Consider the following 16,460-nt stretch of genomic DNA (forward strand, 5'->3'; position numbering starts at 1 on the left):
GAGATCGTTTACAATAATTGGTTTTTGGTCGTTTTTATAGCCAAATGTAAGCCAACATTTTTGTTTATAGTATGTTAAGTCTATAAAACTTCTATTTTTCTATGTAAAATATGTAAATTGGGTTCAAAACGATTTAAATTATGGATACACGTCGCGACTTTTTAGAGAAACTTGGACTTTCTTCATTGGTTTTACCATTTATACCACTTTCGGGATGGGCAGCTACAAAAACTGATAAATTGTACGAAGGACCAGTGTTACGCGTAGCTATTATGGGGCTTGGCGGTTATGGCAGCCGTGTTGCGGAAGCTATGCAAGCTTGTGTTAAAGCGAAGCTGGTAGGCGTAATTAGCGGAACACCTTCTAAAATTAAGGACTGGCAAGCTAAATATGGTATTCCGGAAAAGAACTGCTATAACTATGAGAACTTTGATCAAATAAAAAACAATCCTGATATTGATGCAGTCTATGTAATTACCCCTAATGCGCTTCACCATGATCAGGTTATTCGTGTTGCCAAGGCAGGTAAGCATGCAATTTGCGAAAAGCCAATGGCGATAAGCCCTAAAGAAGGGCAAGAAATGATCGATGCCTGTAAAAAAGCAAATGTGAAGTTATTGGTCGGTTATAGGATGCATTTTGAGCCCAAAACCCTCGAAGTTATTCGTATGCGAAACGCCGGTGAATTTGGAAAGATCATGTTTTTTCAAGGACAATGTGGCTTTAAAATAGGCGACCCAAAACAGTGGCGATTGAATAAACAACTTGCTGGTGGAGGCGCAATGATGGATATAGGTATTTATGCCATCAATGGTTCCAGATATATGGTAGGCGAGGAACCTACATGGGTAACCGCACAAGAAACCAAAACAAATCCTGAAATATTTAAGGAAGGGGTTGATGAAACCATTCAATTCCAGATGGGATTTCCGGGTGGGGCAGTGGCCTCTTATCTGTCAACCTACAATATGAATTATCTTGATCGTTTTTACCTGACCGGTGAAAAAGGTTTTGCCGAGATGCAGCCATCAACCGGCTACGGGCCAATAAAAGGCCGTACCCATAAAGGTGAATTGACACAACCCCACGCTACCCACCAAACCGTGCAGATGGAAGAAATGGCAGGCATTATTTTAGATGGTAAGGAGCCGATAGTGCCGGTTAACGGAGAAGAAGCGCTAAAAGATTTAAAAATTATAGAAGCCATTTATCTTGCAGCTAAAACAGGTAAAAAGATACCGCTAAAGCTGTAAGCTCTTTTAAAAAATGAGTTTACCCCATGATTTTTGAAAGTGCAAGATGCTGGAGTAGCATGATCGTTTTTCCATCTTTAATTTCGCCGGTTGCAATCATTTGCATGGCGGTATTAAATGGCAATTCCAGCACTTCTATATCCTCATCTTCTACGCCGCCGCCTATTTCTGTTTTCATGTCAGCGGTGTATTCTGCAATAAAGAAGTACAGTTTTTCTGTAACGGAACCAGGACTCATATAAACTTCAAATACTTTTTGAACAGAGGACAATACATATCCAGTTTCTTCCTCTGTTTCTCTTCGGATGGCCTCCTCCGGACTGTTTTCGTCAAGTAAACCTGCGCATGTTTCAATGAGCATTCCGGTAATATTGCCATTAACATATGTGGGGAACCGGAACTGTTTAATCAGAATAACGGTTTGTAGTGTGCGGTTGTACAGGAGGATTGTAGCCCCGTTTCCACGATCATAAGTTTCCCTGCTTAGCGTTTCCTGTATCCCTTTTTTGGATAAGAAGTTGAATGTTGTTTTCTTTAAAACATACCAATCGTCTGATAAGATTTCCTCTTTAATTATATTTATCGTACTATTCATGATTTATTATGATTAATAATGATTATTTTTGATCAAATGTAGGTTATTTATATGAGTTTTCAGGAAAGAAAGAAAAAGATTTTAAGGATACTTGATGAATTTGAGGCTTTATCTGTAATGGAAATCTCTCAGAAATTATCAATCTCTCCTGCCACAGTCAGAAGAGATTTGCAAGATCTTGCTGAAGAGGGATTACTGCAGCGGACACATGGAGGAGCCATGAAGCTTGATAATCTGCCCTTCGTAGCGTTCAGTAAAAAGCAAACTGCTAACACAGAAAGCAAGCAGGAGATAGGGAGATTAGCTGCTGCTCAGGTGGTAGACGGAGATACAATATTTATGGATTGCGGAAGTACGGTGTTTGCCATGTGTGCCTATTTAAAAAAACTTAACAAACTAAAGATCATTACCAATTCTTTGCCAATAGTAGCTGAATTAATAGATACACCCGGTATTGGGATTAACCTGATAGGAGGCGAACTGGATAAAGAACGCAGGGCAGTACACGGGGACATGGCAGTTCAGCACATCGATACCTATCATGTCTCTAAGGCTTTTGTAGGGGTCGACGGCATATCATTACAAAATGGTTTAACAGCACATAGCGAAAAGGAAGCCCAAATAACAAAAGCTTTTCTAAAAAATGCGGAGCAGGTTTATTTACTTACCGACTCCTCCAAAATTGGGAAAGATGCTTATGTTAAATTTGGGACCTTAAAGGCGATAAACTTTTTAATTACCGATGCTCAGCTGCCGACCTCTTTAAAAAAGAAAATTGAGGACACAGGATTGCAGGTACTGCAGTAGTTTACCTGTAATACTTCTTTCTAAACCAAAAAGCAACATTTACCAGTGCAATAAGGGCTGGGACTTCAACCAGTGGGCCAATAACACCGGCAAATGCTTGGCCTGAGTTGATGCCGAAAACGCCAATTGCAACAGCTATTGCTAGTTCAAAATTATTGCCTGTAGCGGTAAATGCAATTGCTGTGTTTTTAGAATAATCAGCGCCAAAATATTTGCCCATAAAGAAGCTGAAGATAAACATGATCACAAAATAGATAACCAATGGTATTGCTATTCGTATTGCATCCATAGGAATTTTTATAATCAGATTACCCTTTAAACTGAACATGATCACAATTGTGAATAATAACGCTATCAATGTTACAGGTGAAATTAACGGTACAAATTTGGTTTGGAACCAGGTTTCTCCTTTGAGTTTTAATAACGCATAACGGCTGATGATACCCAATGCAAACGGTATCCCAAGATAAATGGCCACGCTCTCGGCAATCTGGCCTATCGTGATATTTACTTCTAATCCTTTTAATCCAAATACCGGAGGTAAAACAGTGATAAAAATATAGGCAAATACACTGTATAGTAAAACCTGAAAAATACTGTTCAGGGCAATCAGACCTGCTGCATATTCTCTATCACCTTCAGCAAGCTCATTCCAGACCACTACCATTGCAATGCATCTGGCTAGGCCAATCAAGATTAAGCCTACCATGTATTCAGGGTAGTCGTGTAAAAAAACAATCGCCAATATAAACATGAGTACCGGGCCTATAATCCAGTTTAGTACTAAAGACAGAGAGAGCACCTTTATGTCCTTAAATACCCTGCCCATATTTTCATATTTAACTTTGGCCAGTGGAGGGTACATCATCAGAATCAACCCTATAGCCAGCGGAATATTTGTTGTTCCGCTGGAAAAGGAATTGATAATGGTAGAGGAAGATGGAACCAGATACCCGATTCCGATACCGGCAGCCATAGCAAGAAATATCCATAAAGTAAGGTAGCGATCAAGGAAGCTTAATTTTTTCCTTTCCATTAAATATTCTTTTCTATAAAATCCTGGCAGTACTGTTTAATCATCTCCCTTACCGCTCTGAATTGCGTTTTAACTTCCTCGTCAGTTCCTGTTGCTTTGGCTGGATCGGGAAAGTTGTAATGGAATTTTTGTGCATTTGTAGGGAAATACGGGCAGCTTTCCTTAGCGTTATCACACACAGTGATTACATAATCAAAATTGACATCCATGTACTCATTGATGTTGTTTGAAGTATGTGACGAGATGTCAATTCCATCTTCTTTCATCGTTTCTATGGCTTTTGGATTTACGCCATGCGTTTCTATCCCGGCACTATAAATTTCAGCGTTATTCTTTGCAAAGAATCTTAAATAGCCTTCGGCAATCTGACTGCGGCAACTGTTGCCGGTACATAATACAAGTATTTTTTTCATATTTTTAAATTAGCAGCAACCACTTCCTGGAGCGCAGGTGACTGTTTCTGTCGTATCGCAATTTCCACCTCTGCTGATGGCTTTGCATTGAGTAAAATCGGGGCTTAGGTTTACAATAAAGTTCCCATTCTCAATAATGAATTCGCCGGGATACATCTGGCGGGTATCAAACTGAGAGTTCCCAAATTCTATTTTTACCACAGCCAATGGATTTAGTGGCAGGCTTTTTTCGACAAGTTTGACAATTGATAGTGCTTTGCTCACTTGCATTGCTCTTTCATTGTCCTTCGCAGATGGCTCCCACAGCTGAACTATAATTTCTGTCCATGAGTTCATGGCCCCACCGCAGTCTACCGATACAATGGGAGCCTGTTTAATTTCCGTGATGTGATACGAAGCATCTACCCATTTATCCTCAGCATACTGAAATTGTAAAGTAAGTTCAGGATTGTCCTCTAGTTTACCTTTAAATGTTTGCCAGTTGATTAATTCCGTTGTATTCATGGTAATTTATTTAATTGTTTAATTGTAATATTGCGATGTATTAGGTGAAATTTTTTTAACAGCAGTTTGTCTTTAGTTCATAAGTAGAAAAGAATACGGAGAGTTGTTGCTGAAGTTCCTTCCATACCGTTGGATTGATGCAGTAACAAACACTTACACCTTCAATTGTGCCTTGTATAATACCCGCGGTTTTTAGCTCTTTTAAATGTTGAGAGATGGTGGCTTGTGCAAGTCCAAGTTCTTCAACCAGATCCCCACAGATGCAGGTATTTGCTTTAATGATCTGCTGTAAAATAGCAATGCGGGCAGGATGGGCCATTGCTTTGAGCATCACCGCTAAGCGGTTTTGTTCCTCAGTAAATATTTCTGTTTTTGTAAGTCCCATAATTATACATCGCAATATTACGATATATAATTGTAATGACAAATTTTTTTAAAAAAAAATTGCATTGTCCTGATGTCTTTGAGATTGGTTTGGTGTTGTGCGGTTTGCTATTTTGCTTTCGCTTGCTCGTGGTTGGTTCGGAGCTAGTTCACCTTTTCGTGAGTCAGTGAACCAGATGTGCATTATGTGTGAATTTTGTGAAGCGACGATGTTAGTCAAAAAAAATGAAAAATGCAGTTCTATTTTACTAAAAATATTAGTAATTTTAATGCATCTAATTTTACTGATTTATGAAAGGCACATCAATAACACCGGAATTTCGAATCATATCTCCGTCGGAACTACAAAAGCGTTGGCGGAAATCATCTACAGGATTACCAAAGGATATTAAAAAGGTCCCGGTTTATTTTATTTGGGTGCCTCGAAAAAATAAGTGATTAAAAACAACCCTAATACCGTTGTTTTTCCAGTTCTACTTTTAAATCGTCTTTTAAGTTTTTAGCTTTTTCCATCCATTCTGGCGCTTTTTCTTTGATGTCGTCAGCTATTGAGCGGCCATTAATGTCTTTTTTAGTTACATATTTAACTATGCCATATATTGCGGCGCCGATTAAGGCAGTTTTAAATAATCCCATCTTTTAAAATATTAGTGTTCTTACAACTAACAAATAGGATCGTAAATGGTTTGAAAATGCTATTTAAGAATTAAAACTCCTTAATATTCCAGTTTCGAGTCCTCTTAATTCTGCAAGCCCCTTTAACCTGCCAATAATAGAATAACCCGGGTAATGCTTTTTGTCCAGATCATCCAACATTTGGTGACCATGGTCGGGCCGCATCGGGATAGATCTATTGAGTCTTTGTTGAAGTGCGGCCACCTCCCTAACAACTTCAGGCATGTTGGCATCCCCTTCCAGGTGATTGGCCTCGTAAAAGTTTCCTTCCAGATCTCTTTGGGTGCTGCGGAGGTGAAGAAAGAAAATATGGTTGCCAAGTCTTTTTATCATTCCCTGTAGATCATTGTCCGCGCGCGCACCAAATGAACCTGTGCAGAAACATACACCGTTGTTGGCCGATGGAACTTCGGTAAGCATGTCTTGAACATCAGCTTCAGTACTCATGATTCTTGGAAGACCCAGAATAGCGTAGGGAGGGTCGTCTGGATGAATGGCCAATTGTAGTCCTGTTTGTTCCGCAACCGGAGTAATTTCTTTAAGAAATTCATAAAGGTTCTCCTTTAGTTTCTTGTTGTCGATATTCTTGTAAGTTTCCAGCGCGCTTAAAATCTGTTCCGGGGTAAAGGGCTCGTCTGATCCTGGCAGGCTAAGTAATGCATTGTTGTATAGGGTTTCTTTTTCCTGTTTGCTCATTTCCATGAACCGTTTTTCAGCCTTTTTAATCTCACCTGGTTGATAGTCGTTTTGGGCATTTGGTCGTTTTAGCAGGAAAAGATCAAATGCTATAAAGGCGGATTTTTCAAAATATAGGGCTCTGCTACCGTCACTTAGTTCGTATGAAACGTTGGTGCGCATCCAGTCCAATATGGGCATGAAATTATAGGTGATAACTTTTAAACCGCAGGCAGCAACATTTTGCATGCTGGTTTTATAGTTTTCTATGTAGACTTTATAATTTCCGCTTCTTTTTTTGATGTCCTCATGAACAGGCAGGCTTTCGATAACAGTCCATGTTAATCCTGCTTCCGAAATTTCTGTTTTCCTCTGCGCTATCTCATCGGTAGTCCATATTTCGCCAACAGGAATGTGATGCAAGGCGGTAACTACGCCTGTTGCGCCGCTTTGTTTGATGTATTGCAGACTAACTGGATCGTTAGGGCCGAACCATCTTAAGGTTTGTTCCATTTTAATCATATCAGCTTTAGATTTTTGTTTAAAATCCTATTGAATTTCCACCGTCAACAGGTATAATTATACCTGTAATGAATTTTGCATCATCAGATGCAAGGAAGTTGGCGGCATCTCCTATGTCAGATGGTAGACCCAGTTTTCCCATTGGCGTGCGCGAAAGTACCCTGTTTTTTCTGTCAGGATCATTGTTTAGTGCTTTGGCCGACATATCTGTGGCTATAAAGCCAGGGGCAATGCAGTTTACGCGAATGCCATCGGGGGAGAGTTCTACGGCCATTGCTTTTGTCATTCCTTCGATGCCTGATTTAGCAGCAGTATATGCAATTACTTTGGGTATGCCATATTGAGCAGCCATGGAGCTGATGTTTATGATGCAGCCTTTTTTCTGTTTAAGCATCACTTTTGAAACCTCGCGTGTTAATGAAAATACTGAAGATAAATTTGTTAGGATAACCTCATGAAATTCCTGATCGGTAACCTCTATAAGCGGTTTTTTTGCATTTATTCCGGCATTATTAACAAGAATGTCAATTCTACCGAACTTTTGTTCGATATCGGAAACCAATTTGGGGATATCACTTAGTTTATTCAGATCAAAAGTTATAGCAATTGTAAGTTCGCCAAGTTGCTCACGTGCCTTTTCTAGTCTTTGTTTGTTTCTTCCAACCAGGATAGTGAAAATATTGTTCTCTACAAACTTTTCAGCTATGGCAAAGCCTAATCCTGATGCACCGCCGGTAACCAGTGCGATTTTTCTTTCTTGATCATCTTTCATGGGATGGTATTGGTTTGAGATTTCGAGGTAATAAAATTGAACTAATGTAGTTAAAAAACTCATAATTATGCAACCGGTTGCATAATTATTTTTTGACTTGATTGTCTTTTGTTATTTAATCCGTTTAGATGAATCTCTTGCGATAAGTTCTGATCTTAAAATAATTGAATTGGTTGAATTTATGCTTTGCTGTCCGTTTAAATGTGTGATTAGTTTGTGTGCTGCTATTTCTCCCATTTCAAATCCCGGATAATTAATGGAGGATAGTGTTGGTCTGATCACCCTTGATATAGGATCGTTGTTAAAGCCTATAAAAGCAATGTCCTCAGGTATTTTAATTCCATTATTCATAAGGATCGCCATACAGTTGACCGCGCAAGTGTCGTTGTCTACAAAAACACCATCAGGTAATGGATCCATATTCAGTATCTTTTGAGCGCAATCTATGCCTGCCTGCTCATCCAATACGTTAATAAAAGTATTGTCGGGGTCTGCCTGGGTCCCTGCATCTTTAAGTGCAGATTCGTATCCTCTTTGGCGATCGGCATAAACGTTCCTTGCCAGATTTCCGGTGATGTGGATGATATTTTTACATCCCTGTTCTATTAAATGTTGTGTTGCCAGGTATCCGGATTTATAATTGTCGATAACAATACTGGTGCATTGTGGATGATCGAGTGTGCGATCGAAAAATAACAGCGGAATGCCTTTTTCCAGTAGCATTTCGAATTGCGAAACGCCAACTGTATCGTAGGCTACGGACACCATTAGCCCGTCTACACGATTGTTAAACATCGTTTTTACGTTTACAGCTTCTTTTTCTGCTGATTCAAGCGATTGGCTGATGATTAAATTATAGCTGGCCTCATTCGCAACTTTTTCCATTCCAGCCAGCACTGCCGACATGAAACTACTGTTCATTCTTGGAATGATTACACCTATAGTATTGGTGCGTTTGCTTCTGAGGTTGCTTGCAAAGGTATTAAAGCGATAACCCAGCTCTGCAGCAATGTCGTTAATTCTCTTCTTGGTTTTTTTACTTATAGCAGGATGATCCTTCAGTCCGCGACTAACAGTTGTGGGCGAGAGGTTGAGTTTTTCGGCGATATCGTAAATGGTTACGTCTTTTTTTGAGTGCATTTCTTTAGATTTTTATGGAGCCTGATGTATTGATTTTGTATTTAAAATTGAAACCGAATGCATATTTATCCCTTTTTTCTGCGATAGAAATGTGGTCCAAGCAATTATGCTGCTGATAATTTTGTTCGCTTTGCAGCCCTGGAAAGATGTGTTTTCCATATAAAAGTCCATTTTTATCATCGTTGAATGCTTTTTGTGCGTTTAATCATTCCTTGATCCCTTCTAGGTATGAATAGACAAATTTAAAAACATTTATGCTATCGGTTGCATTTTTAAATATTATTCCTAACTTTAATTTACTAACCTAATTTAAACTAAACCATATGAAACCTAAACTTAACCGGGATACCTCCTGAATTTTAGAATACACGCAGTGTAATTAAAATTATTCATTTCCTAATAAATAATACATATTATGTTTCTAAATATACAAAACGGCAATAAAATGCGCGTTACAGGATTCTTACGCTCAATTTTTGCAGTAGCAATATGTTGTCCGCTATGGTCTTACGCAACAATTAACGAATGGACAAGGATTCCTCCTGATCGGCAATTTGACGATCGATTTAATAACAAATATGAAAATGTCTTGGCCAAAACGGTCTCCGGTACAGTTACTGATGAAAAGAAACTCCCTGTAGCAGGGGTGAGTGTTCGTTTAAAAGGCTCTAAAAATGGTACTGTAACTAATACAGAGGGACGTTATGTACTTAAGGATATTCCAGACAATGGCGGAATATTGGTTTTTAGCTCACTTGGTTTTATTTCCAAAGAAGTTCCGGTAACGGGCACCATTGTTAACGTAGTTTTGGCAGAAGCCGCAAATGATTTAAATGAATTAGTGGTGGTGGGCTACGGTACAAGATCAAAAAAGGATTTAACGGGTGCCATATCACAGGTTAAGGCCACTCAACTTGAAAACCAACATCCAAATAGTGTACAAGATCTGCTTCGGGGAAATGTTCCAGGATTAAATGTCGCTTTTTCAGCTTCTCCGAAAGGTGGGAACAATTCAGATCTTCAGGTGCGTGGAAAATCCTCCCTGATAGCTGGTGTCACACCCCTTCTTGTAGTTGATGGTGTAATTTATCCGGGTCAGTTAAGTGATATTAATCCTAGTGATATCGAAACAATTGATGTGTTAAAAGATGCCAGCTCTGCGGCAGTTTATGGCGCAAAGGCTGCAAGTGGTGTGGTTATTATCACTACAAAACGAGGCAAGTCAGACAAGCCTGTAATCACTTTAAATACCACAATTGGGATGGCCTCACGTGAGCTAACCGAACATGTTTATGACGCTAACGGTTTCGTTAACTGGCGTACAGACGTATTAAAAAGCACAAACGCGGGTACAATTGGAACACAGCCATCTCGTTTTAATGATCCGCGTACGCTTCCATCCAACGTAACCCTAGCACAATGGTATGCTTATGACAATACCCCTACAACTGCTGATCCGATAGATACCTGGTTAACCAGGTTAAAAATGTTTCCAATAGAAATAGAAAATTATAAGACAGGTAAAAGTACCAACTGGGAAGATTTGATTTACAGAAATGGATTTAGACAGGATCATACATTTGGTATTTCCGGAAGAAAAGAGGAGATTAATTACTACCTTTCTTTAGGTTATACAAATAATGAAGGATTAACGGTAGGTGATCAATATAAAAATGCCCGGGCACGCCTTAATTTGGAAGGTAAAGCGGCAAAATTCGCAACTATAGGTGTTAATTTTCAATATGCCAGTCGCGATGAGAGCGCTGTTCCAATTGACTTTGGCCAGATTAGAAATGCTTCACCTTTGGGATCTAAATACAAGGATGATGGAATTACATTACGACCAAGTCCAAATGACGATTTAGGTAATAACCGTAATCCTTTTCTAGATAATGTGTATCGCGAAAGGATGCTGAAATATAACACCATCTTTTCGACCATGTATGTGAAAGGTGAATTGCCATTTGGTTTTTCATACTCCGTAAACGTTACGCCTAGTTATGATCAGACCAGAGAATTTAATCACTTTTCTGCATTGCATCCAGACTACGTTGCCAGAAAAGGATATGCAAATCGTACAGAAACCACCCGCTTTAACTGGCAAATTGATAACGTTTTGAAATGGAATAAAACGTTTAATAAAATTCATCAATTTGATGTTACGTTCTTGATGAACGCAGAAAAATTAAAACAAACGTCTTCGAGAATAGAAAATGAGGGCTTCGATCCAAATGATAAACTAAGCTATCATAACATTGGTTCGGGAGTGAAACCAATTGTGAGCAGTAACGATTTGGTGACTACCGGTGATGCATTGATGGGCAGATTAAACTATACCCTTAATAGTAAATATCTAATAACAGCTACCATTCGTCGCGATGGGTATTCGGCTTTCGGACAGCGAAATCCGAGGGCAACTTTCCCTTCATTGGCGCTGGGCTGGGTGTTTAGCGACGAAGGTTTTATGAAATCTGTAAGTTGGCTTAATTATGCAAAACTTCGTCTGTCTTATGGATCAGTAGGGAACAGGGATATTGATGGTTATTTAGCGCTTTCAAATCTTAATACAGGTAAATACCTATATGTTTCCCCATCAGGAACAGTTTTTCCTATTGCTCAATTGTATGTAGATAGAATGATAAACAGGGATCTTAAATGGGAATCTACCTCATCATTTAATGGGGGTCTCGACTTTTCAATCCTTAATAATATAATAGACGGATCGGTAGAGGTTTACAAGAAAAATACAAGTAATTTACTCTTGTTAAGAGCCCTGCCAAGTGTAACAGGTTTCTTTAACATCGCCTCCAACCTGGGTAATGTGACCAATAGTGGTGTAGAAATAGCTTTAAACAGCAGCAATTTTAAAAGAGAGAACTTCAGCTGGAAAACCTCGGTCAACTTTTCTTTTAATCGGAACAAGATCGTTCATTTATTCGGCGAAGTAAATCAGTTGGACAATGAAGGAAAGGTAATTGGTAAAGTTGAAAACAATGATCCTGGAAACGGTTGGTTTATAGGCAAGGATGTGAATGCCATCTGGGACTTAAAAGTTTTAGGCGTGTGGCAGCAAAATGAAGCCGCTGAGGCCGCTAAATATGGTGTAAAACCGGGAGATTTTAAGCTGCAGGATGTGAATGGAGATTATAAGTTTACAGATGCGGATAAACAATTTCTGGGATCCAGAAATCCTAAATTTACCGCCTCTATCAGAAATGAATTTACGCTTTTTAAGCAGTTTGATTTTTCTTTCTCTATGTACTCCAACTGGGGAGCCATGACAGATTTTAACGAGGCTAAGAATAATTCGGGTTTCCAGGATAGACAGAATTCGTACAAAGTGCCATATTGGACTGCGGAAAATCCAATCAACGATTATGCAAGATTGTATTCAAGCAATGGCAGTGCAAACTATAATGTGTACCGTAAAACGTCCTTTATCAGGGTAGATAATGTCTCCTTAGCCTACACTTTGCCAAAGAAATTGGTTGAAAAAGGAAAACTGAATAGTGTAAGGATCTTTACAACTGTTCAAAATGCCGCAATTTATGCACCCGACTGGGATTATTGGGATCCACAGAATAAGAACCCAACGCCCCGGTATGTGACATTAGGTCTAAATGTAACCTTGTAGTATAAATCAAATTGAAGATCATGAAAAATCTATATAAAATATTACCTGTCTGTTTAGCCATAACTATACTGGCCGGAACTGGGTGTAAAAAAAGCTATCTAGAGCCCAAACCGCTTTCCTTTTACACTGATGAGGATTATAAAGACCCTGCGGTGCTGAGGGCTACATTAGTTGCCTGTGCAAGAAATTTGCGAAATGAATATTATGGTGATGGTGCACCATGGATTACGGAGCAAATATTCTCAGAGATAGCAGTGGATGGTACAACGGATAAATCTGGCCCTGCTCAGGATTTAAACCTATTGATTACTCCCGATGCGAATCTAAATTCGGTTGACTTTAACAGAATTGGATATTATTGGGACGAAGGATACAAGGGTATCAAATATGCAAATACCGTGATTAGCCGCATTGACGCCGCCAATTTTAAAGATGAGGCGGAGCGTAATGCGATACTTGGTTCTGCCTATTTTCACAGGGCATTCCGTTATTATCGTCTGGTAAATCAATTTGGAGACGTGCCCTTGTTGTTAAATGAAGTAACCACACCAAGGGTTGATTTTTACACCACCAAACGTGAGGTAATTCTTCAGAAGATGAAAACAGATCTGGAATTTGCAGCGCAATGGGTAACCGATAATGTGAATAAGGGTGAGGTAACTAAAGGAGCTATAAATCATTTACTTACTAAGATCAATCTGGCGCTCGGAAAATTTGACGATGCCATAGCCTCTGCAAATGCGGTAATAAATGGAAGTCCATATGCGCTTATGACTAATCGGTTCGGCGCAACAAGGGCAGATGAAACAAGAAACCTGATATGGGACCTTCACAGACCGGAGAACAAGTCCTTGGGTGAGAACAGGGAAGCTTTATTTATGGTGATTGACAGACAGATGGATGGGGGGTATGATGGGGGGATGAAAATCATGCGTCAGGCAGTACCAAACTGGGGTTCAAACATCAATACGCCAAATGGAAAAAAAGGGACAAATGATGGAATTAATCTGGAGATCACACAGTCAAATCTTTATGGAAGAGGAATTGGCCGCTGTCGCGGAACATCTTACAGCACACAGGCGATCTGGGATGATCCTAATGACTTAAGGCATATTAAAGGGAACTGGATAAACATGGAAGATCTTGTTTATAATGAGCCTGCATTAAAAAAGAGCGACCCTACATACTACAATAAACCGATACAATTGCGAAATGCTGCCGGGGGCCTTATCGTTACCGATACCATAAGGAGTTATTTTGGATGGCCACAGTATAAAATATTTATACCTGATTTTGAAAATGCACCAATGCAAGGTGGCCATACAGATTGGTACGTGTTCAGGATAGCAGAAACCTATTTACTTCGTGCTGAGGCTTATTATTGGAAAGACGATCTGGCCAGCGCTGCTGCGGATATTAATAAGGTTAGGGCACGTGCAAACGCAGCACCCTACACACCTGCGTCGATCAACATCGGCACTATACTGGATGAAAGAGCCCGCGAACTTTATTACGAGGAGCCAAGAAAATGTGAACTGACCAGAATTGCTTATCTTTTTGCGCTTACCGGTAAAACCGCATATAGTGGTAAAGCATATTCTTTAACCAATTTTTCGGAGAACAATTTCTTTTATGACAGGGTTAAAGAAAAAAATGTTTTCTATAAAAACGGAGTTAAAACAAATCATGGTGATCAGTATACCATGAGCCCGTATCATGTGTTGTGGCCGGTACCTCAAAGTGCCATCAGGGCAAATGTCTCCGGTCACATAAATCAAAACAAAGGATATTCTGGTTCAGAAGGTAATGTGCCGCCGATTGATAAAATAGAATAGGGGCTAAAAGTGAACTTACTGTCTAAAAACCATATTTTTAAAATACGATTAAAGAAATAACGATGTTAAATTCCCTGAGGCTAACCTGTATATCTTTTATTGCCTTTTCAGCAATAGCAACACCTTTGTGTGCCCAAAGAATTGCCACCCTGGAGGTAGACCTGAGAAAAAGAACTCCAGATAAAGAGATCCATGTTCAGGTAGATCTGGATGCAATTACTTCTTGGCCTGATAGTGTTATCAGGTTAACAGAGGTAAAAGGGAACAAACAAACCCCTGTAGCTTATCAGATAGAAAACAACGGAAAGCGGGTTTTGCACTGGCTGGTAAAACCTTCCTCAGCCACAAGCGTATTTGCCCTGGAAAAAGGAAAACCGCTTAAGCCTGCAGATCACCTAATGGCTATCCGTGAAAACGGTGAGTTGACAATAAGTAACGGAAATAAAAACTTACTCCGCTACAATTACAAAACGGTTTATCCGCCAAAGGGAATAGATACCGCCTTTAAAAGAAGTGGTTTTATACACCCGTTATGGTCTCCACACGGACAAGAGTTAACACGGATACAGGCTCCCGATCATTACCATCATTATGGATTGTGGAATCCATGGACCCATGTGGTGTTTGAGGGTGACACTGTAGACTTCTGGAACCTTAAAGACCGGAAAGGAACAGTAAGGTTTGTAGATTTTGTTTCTGTAAACGCAGGTCCGGTATATGCAGCGTATCAGACACTGCACGATCATGTGGTTTTTAAAAAAGACGGAACCGAAAAGGTAGCGCTTAATGAACTTCAGTCGGTAAGAATTTTCCAACCTCAAAAAGGTCAGGATTATTATATCGCAGATATCACCATTCAGCTCAATTGCGCTACCGATGAACCGGTATTACTTAAAGAATACCGTTATGGCGGCTTGGGTTGGCGGGCTACCGAAAAATGGAATAAAGAAAACAGTGAAACCCTGACATCCGAAGGAAAAACTAGAAAAGATGCAGATGGTACAAAAGCACGATGGGTGATTTTACAGGGAAAGATAGATGATGATTATGCCGGTGCGGTAATGATGTCTTATCCTACCAATTATAATTACCCGGAGCCCTTAAGGATATGGCCCGAAAACATGAACGGACGGGGAGATGTTTATGCCAATTTCTCGCCGACAAAAGATAAAGACTGGTTATTGGAAAAGGGGAAAACCTATACCCTAAAATACAGATTTCTGGTATACAATGGCCATACTTCTAAGGAGCGTGCCGAAGCCGCATGGGGCGATTTTGTCAACCCTCCCACAGTTAAAATAAAATTAAACCAACTTAATTCAAACTAATGAGCGTATCAATTTTAAGATTTAAATTCAAAGCGGGTATCCTGCTTTCTGCCTTATGGATATTGTGCATCCCATTTGCAATGGCTGCTGAAAAGACCACCTTGCTGAAAAAAGTAAAAGTACTGGTGTATACCAAAAACGGGAAGGGCTATGTGCATGACAATATCCCAAATGCAGTAAAATGCATTCAGAAATTGGGTCAGGAAAACGGATTTGACACCGATGTATCTGATGATCCATCGGTTTTTACAGAGGCAAATTTAAAGCAGTATACCCTGCTGATTTTTCCAAGTACCAATAATGATGTGTTTGACACCGATGGACAAAGGTTAGCCTTTAGAAGGTATATAGAAGCCGGAGGCGGGTTTGTTGGCTTACACTCTGTAACCGGTACAGAACGAAATTGGCAATGGTTTAAGCAAATGCTGGGAGGCACTTTTGCCTGGCATGCCAAAAATCAAAAGTTTACCGTAAAAGTAATCGATCCATCGCATCCCTCTGTTGCAGGCTTGCCAAAAGTTTGGGAAAGAAAAGATGAATGTTATTTTGCCAAAGAGCTGTACCCTGGTATTAAAGTAATAATGGCACATGATGTTACCTCTTTAAATTCATCCGATCCGGCAGATGCAGAGAAAATAAAAACATTTTCTGCTCCTTTTTCGGAATTATATCCCGCAGTATGGTATCAGCAATTTGACGGAGGAAATGTTTGGATTACCGCCCTTGGTCACGATAAAGAAAATTATGAAGACCCGGTTTTTATCAAACACATCCTTCAGGGCATCAACTATGTTGCCGGCCAGTATAAAAAAATAGATTTCAGCAAAGCATACGCAGATTCACGAAATACACCGCTGCGCTACTAACCAAATATTAACCTAATAAAC

Annotated in this window: 15 protein-coding genes; 6 read left to right on the forward strand and 9 right to left on the reverse strand. The window is 39.6% G+C overall.

Annotation, left to right across the window (positions count from 1 at the left end):
* Positions 1-140 precede the first annotated feature (140 nt).
* Positions 141-1,253 (forward strand): Gfo/Idh/MocA family protein, encoded by a 1,113-nt coding sequence (locus tag AC6CH7_RS00955; RefSeq protein WP_498260889.1) that lies wholly within the window; start codon positions 141-143, stop codon positions 1,251-1,253.
* Between the two features lie 19 nt (positions 1,254-1,272).
* Here AC6CH7_RS00955 and nudK read toward each other — a convergent pair whose 3' ends face one another.
* A complete protein-coding gene (gene nudK / locus AC6CH7_RS00960) occupies positions 1,273-1,848 on the reverse strand; it encodes a GDP-mannose pyrophosphatase NudK (protein ID WP_498260890.1) in 576 nt (191 codons plus the stop codon).
* Between the two features lie 51 nt (positions 1,849-1,899).
* Here nudK and AC6CH7_RS00965 point away from each other — a divergent pair, with 51 nt between their 5' ends.
* Positions 1,900-2,655 (forward strand): DeoR/GlpR family DNA-binding transcription regulator, encoded by a 756-nt coding sequence (locus AC6CH7_RS00965; protein WP_498260891.1) that lies wholly within the window; start codon positions 1,900-1,902, stop codon positions 2,653-2,655.
* A 1-nt stretch (position 2,656) separates the two neighbouring features.
* Here AC6CH7_RS00965 and arsB read toward each other — a convergent pair whose 3' ends face one another.
* From arsB to AC6CH7_RS01005, 8 genes are all read right to left on the reverse strand, one after another.
* Entirely contained in the window at positions 2,657-3,691 is a 1,035-nt protein-coding gene (gene arsB / locus AC6CH7_RS00970; protein WP_498260892.1) for an ACR3 family arsenite efflux transporter, read from the reverse strand.
* Complete coding sequence (locus AC6CH7_RS00975) at positions 3,691-4,104, reverse strand: arsenate reductase ArsC (RefSeq protein WP_498260893.1); 414 nt, start codon at positions 4,102-4,104, stop codon at positions 3,691-3,693. Before AC6CH7_RS00975 ends, arsB begins: the two co-directional genes overlap by 1 nt.
* Positions 4,105-4,113: 9 nt before the next feature.
* The gene (locus AC6CH7_RS00980; protein WP_498260894.1) at positions 4,114-4,608 is read right to left on the reverse strand and encodes a DUF6428 family protein; all 495 of its coding nucleotides are present in this window, start codon (positions 4,606-4,608) and stop codon (positions 4,114-4,116) included.
* A gap of 55 nt (positions 4,609-4,663) precedes the next feature.
* Entirely contained in the window at positions 4,664-4,993 is a 330-nt protein-coding gene (locus AC6CH7_RS00985) for an ArsR/SmtB family transcription factor (RefSeq protein ID WP_498260895.1), read from the reverse strand.
* Positions 4,994-5,442: 449 nt separating this feature from the next.
* Complete coding sequence (locus AC6CH7_RS00990; RefSeq protein ID WP_048904100.1) at positions 5,443-5,628, reverse strand: hypothetical protein; 186 nt, start codon at positions 5,626-5,628, stop codon at positions 5,443-5,445.
* 63 nt (positions 5,629-5,691) lie between these two features.
* The gene (gene uxuA, locus AC6CH7_RS00995) at positions 5,692-6,855 is read right to left on the reverse strand and encodes a mannonate dehydratase (protein ID WP_498260896.1); all 1,164 of its coding nucleotides are present in this window, start codon (positions 6,853-6,855) and stop codon (positions 5,692-5,694) included.
* A gap of 28 nt (positions 6,856-6,883) precedes the next feature.
* The gene (locus AC6CH7_RS01000; protein ID WP_498260897.1) at positions 6,884-7,636 is read right to left on the reverse strand and encodes an SDR family NAD(P)-dependent oxidoreductase; all 753 of its coding nucleotides are present in this window, start codon (positions 7,634-7,636) and stop codon (positions 6,884-6,886) included.
* A gap of 111 nt (positions 7,637-7,747) precedes the next feature.
* Complete coding sequence (locus tag AC6CH7_RS01005; RefSeq protein ID WP_498260898.1) at positions 7,748-8,776, reverse strand: LacI family DNA-binding transcriptional regulator; 1,029 nt, start codon at positions 8,774-8,776, stop codon at positions 7,748-7,750.
* A gap of 415 nt (positions 8,777-9,191) precedes the next feature.
* On the opposite strand from AC6CH7_RS01005, the gene AC6CH7_RS01010 reads away from it, so the two are divergent.
* The 4 genes from AC6CH7_RS01010 to AC6CH7_RS01025 all read left to right on the forward strand — a co-directional run bounded on the left by AC6CH7_RS01010 (position 9,192) and on the right by AC6CH7_RS01025 (position 16,439).
* Positions 9,192-12,410: a SusC/RagA family TonB-linked outer membrane protein gene (locus AC6CH7_RS01010; protein WP_498260899.1), complete on the forward strand. Its 3,219-nt coding sequence runs from the start codon at positions 9,192-9,194 to the stop codon at positions 12,408-12,410.
* A 20-nt stretch (positions 12,411-12,430) separates the two neighbouring features.
* Positions 12,431-14,245, forward strand: coding sequence for a RagB/SusD family nutrient uptake outer membrane protein (locus AC6CH7_RS01015; RefSeq protein ID WP_498260900.1), 1,815 nt, complete (start codon positions 12,431-12,433; stop codon positions 14,243-14,245).
* 62 nt (positions 14,246-14,307) lie between these two features.
* Positions 14,308-15,573, forward strand: a complete 1,266-nt coding sequence (locus AC6CH7_RS01020) for a DUF6807 domain-containing protein (protein ID WP_498260901.1) — start codon at positions 14,308-14,310, stop codon at positions 15,571-15,573.
* Positions 15,573-16,439 (forward strand): ThuA domain-containing protein, encoded by an 867-nt coding sequence (locus tag AC6CH7_RS01025; protein WP_498260902.1) that lies wholly within the window; start codon positions 15,573-15,575, stop codon positions 16,437-16,439. Before AC6CH7_RS01020 ends, AC6CH7_RS01025 begins: the two co-directional genes overlap by 1 nt.
* Positions 16,440-16,460 lie beyond the last annotated feature (21 nt).

The sequence above is a fragment of the Pedobacter sp. GQ55 genome, assembly GCF_059758925.1.

Excerpts from the sequence above, each read along its gene's own strand:
- AC6CH7_RS01005 (WP_498260898.1), bottom strand. The coding sequence starts at position 8,776 with ATGCACTCAAAAAAAGACGTAACCATTTACGATATCGCCGAAAAACTC.
- AC6CH7_RS00965 (WP_498260891.1), top strand. The coding sequence starts at position 1,900 with ATGAGTTTTCAGGAAAGAAAGAAAAAGATTTTAAGGATACTTGATGAA.
- AC6CH7_RS00990 (WP_048904100.1), bottom strand. The coding sequence starts at position 5,628 with ATGGGATTATTTAAAACTGCCTTAATCGGCGCCGCAATATATGGCATA.
- AC6CH7_RS01015 (WP_498260900.1), top strand. The coding sequence starts at position 12,431 with ATGAAAAATCTATATAAAATATTACCTGTCTGTTTAGCCATAACTATA.
- AC6CH7_RS01025 (WP_498260902.1), top strand. The coding sequence starts at position 15,573 with ATGAGCGTATCAATTTTAAGATTTAAATTCAAAGCGGGTATCCTGCTT.
- AC6CH7_RS01010 (WP_498260899.1), top strand. The coding sequence starts at position 9,192 with ATGTTTCTAAATATACAAAACGGCAATAAAATGCGCGTTACAGGATTC.
- AC6CH7_RS01000 (WP_498260897.1), bottom strand. The coding sequence starts at position 7,636 with ATGAAAGATGATCAAGAAAGAAAAATCGCACTGGTTACCGGCGGTGCA.
- AC6CH7_RS01020 (WP_498260901.1), top strand. The coding sequence starts at position 14,308 with ATGTTAAATTCCCTGAGGCTAACCTGTATATCTTTTATTGCCTTTTCA.
- AC6CH7_RS00955 (WP_498260889.1), top strand. The coding sequence starts at position 141 with ATGGATACACGTCGCGACTTTTTAGAGAAACTTGGACTTTCTTCATTG.
- arsB (WP_498260892.1), bottom strand. The coding sequence starts at position 3,691 with ATGGAAAGGAAAAAATTAAGCTTCCTTGATCGCTACCTTACTTTATGG.
- nudK (WP_498260890.1), bottom strand. The coding sequence starts at position 1,848 with ATGAATAGTACGATAAATATAATTAAAGAGGAAATCTTATCAGACGAT.
- uxuA (WP_498260896.1), bottom strand. The coding sequence starts at position 6,855 with ATGGAACAAACCTTAAGATGGTTCGGCCCTAACGATCCAGTTAGTCTG.
- AC6CH7_RS00975 (WP_498260893.1), bottom strand. The coding sequence starts at position 4,104 with ATGAAAAAAATACTTGTATTATGTACCGGCAACAGTTGCCGCAGTCAG.
- AC6CH7_RS00985 (WP_498260895.1), bottom strand. The coding sequence starts at position 4,993 with ATGGGACTTACAAAAACAGAAATATTTACTGAGGAACAAAACCGCTTA.
- AC6CH7_RS00980 (WP_498260894.1), bottom strand. The coding sequence starts at position 4,608 with ATGAATACAACGGAATTAATCAACTGGCAAACATTTAAAGGTAAACTA.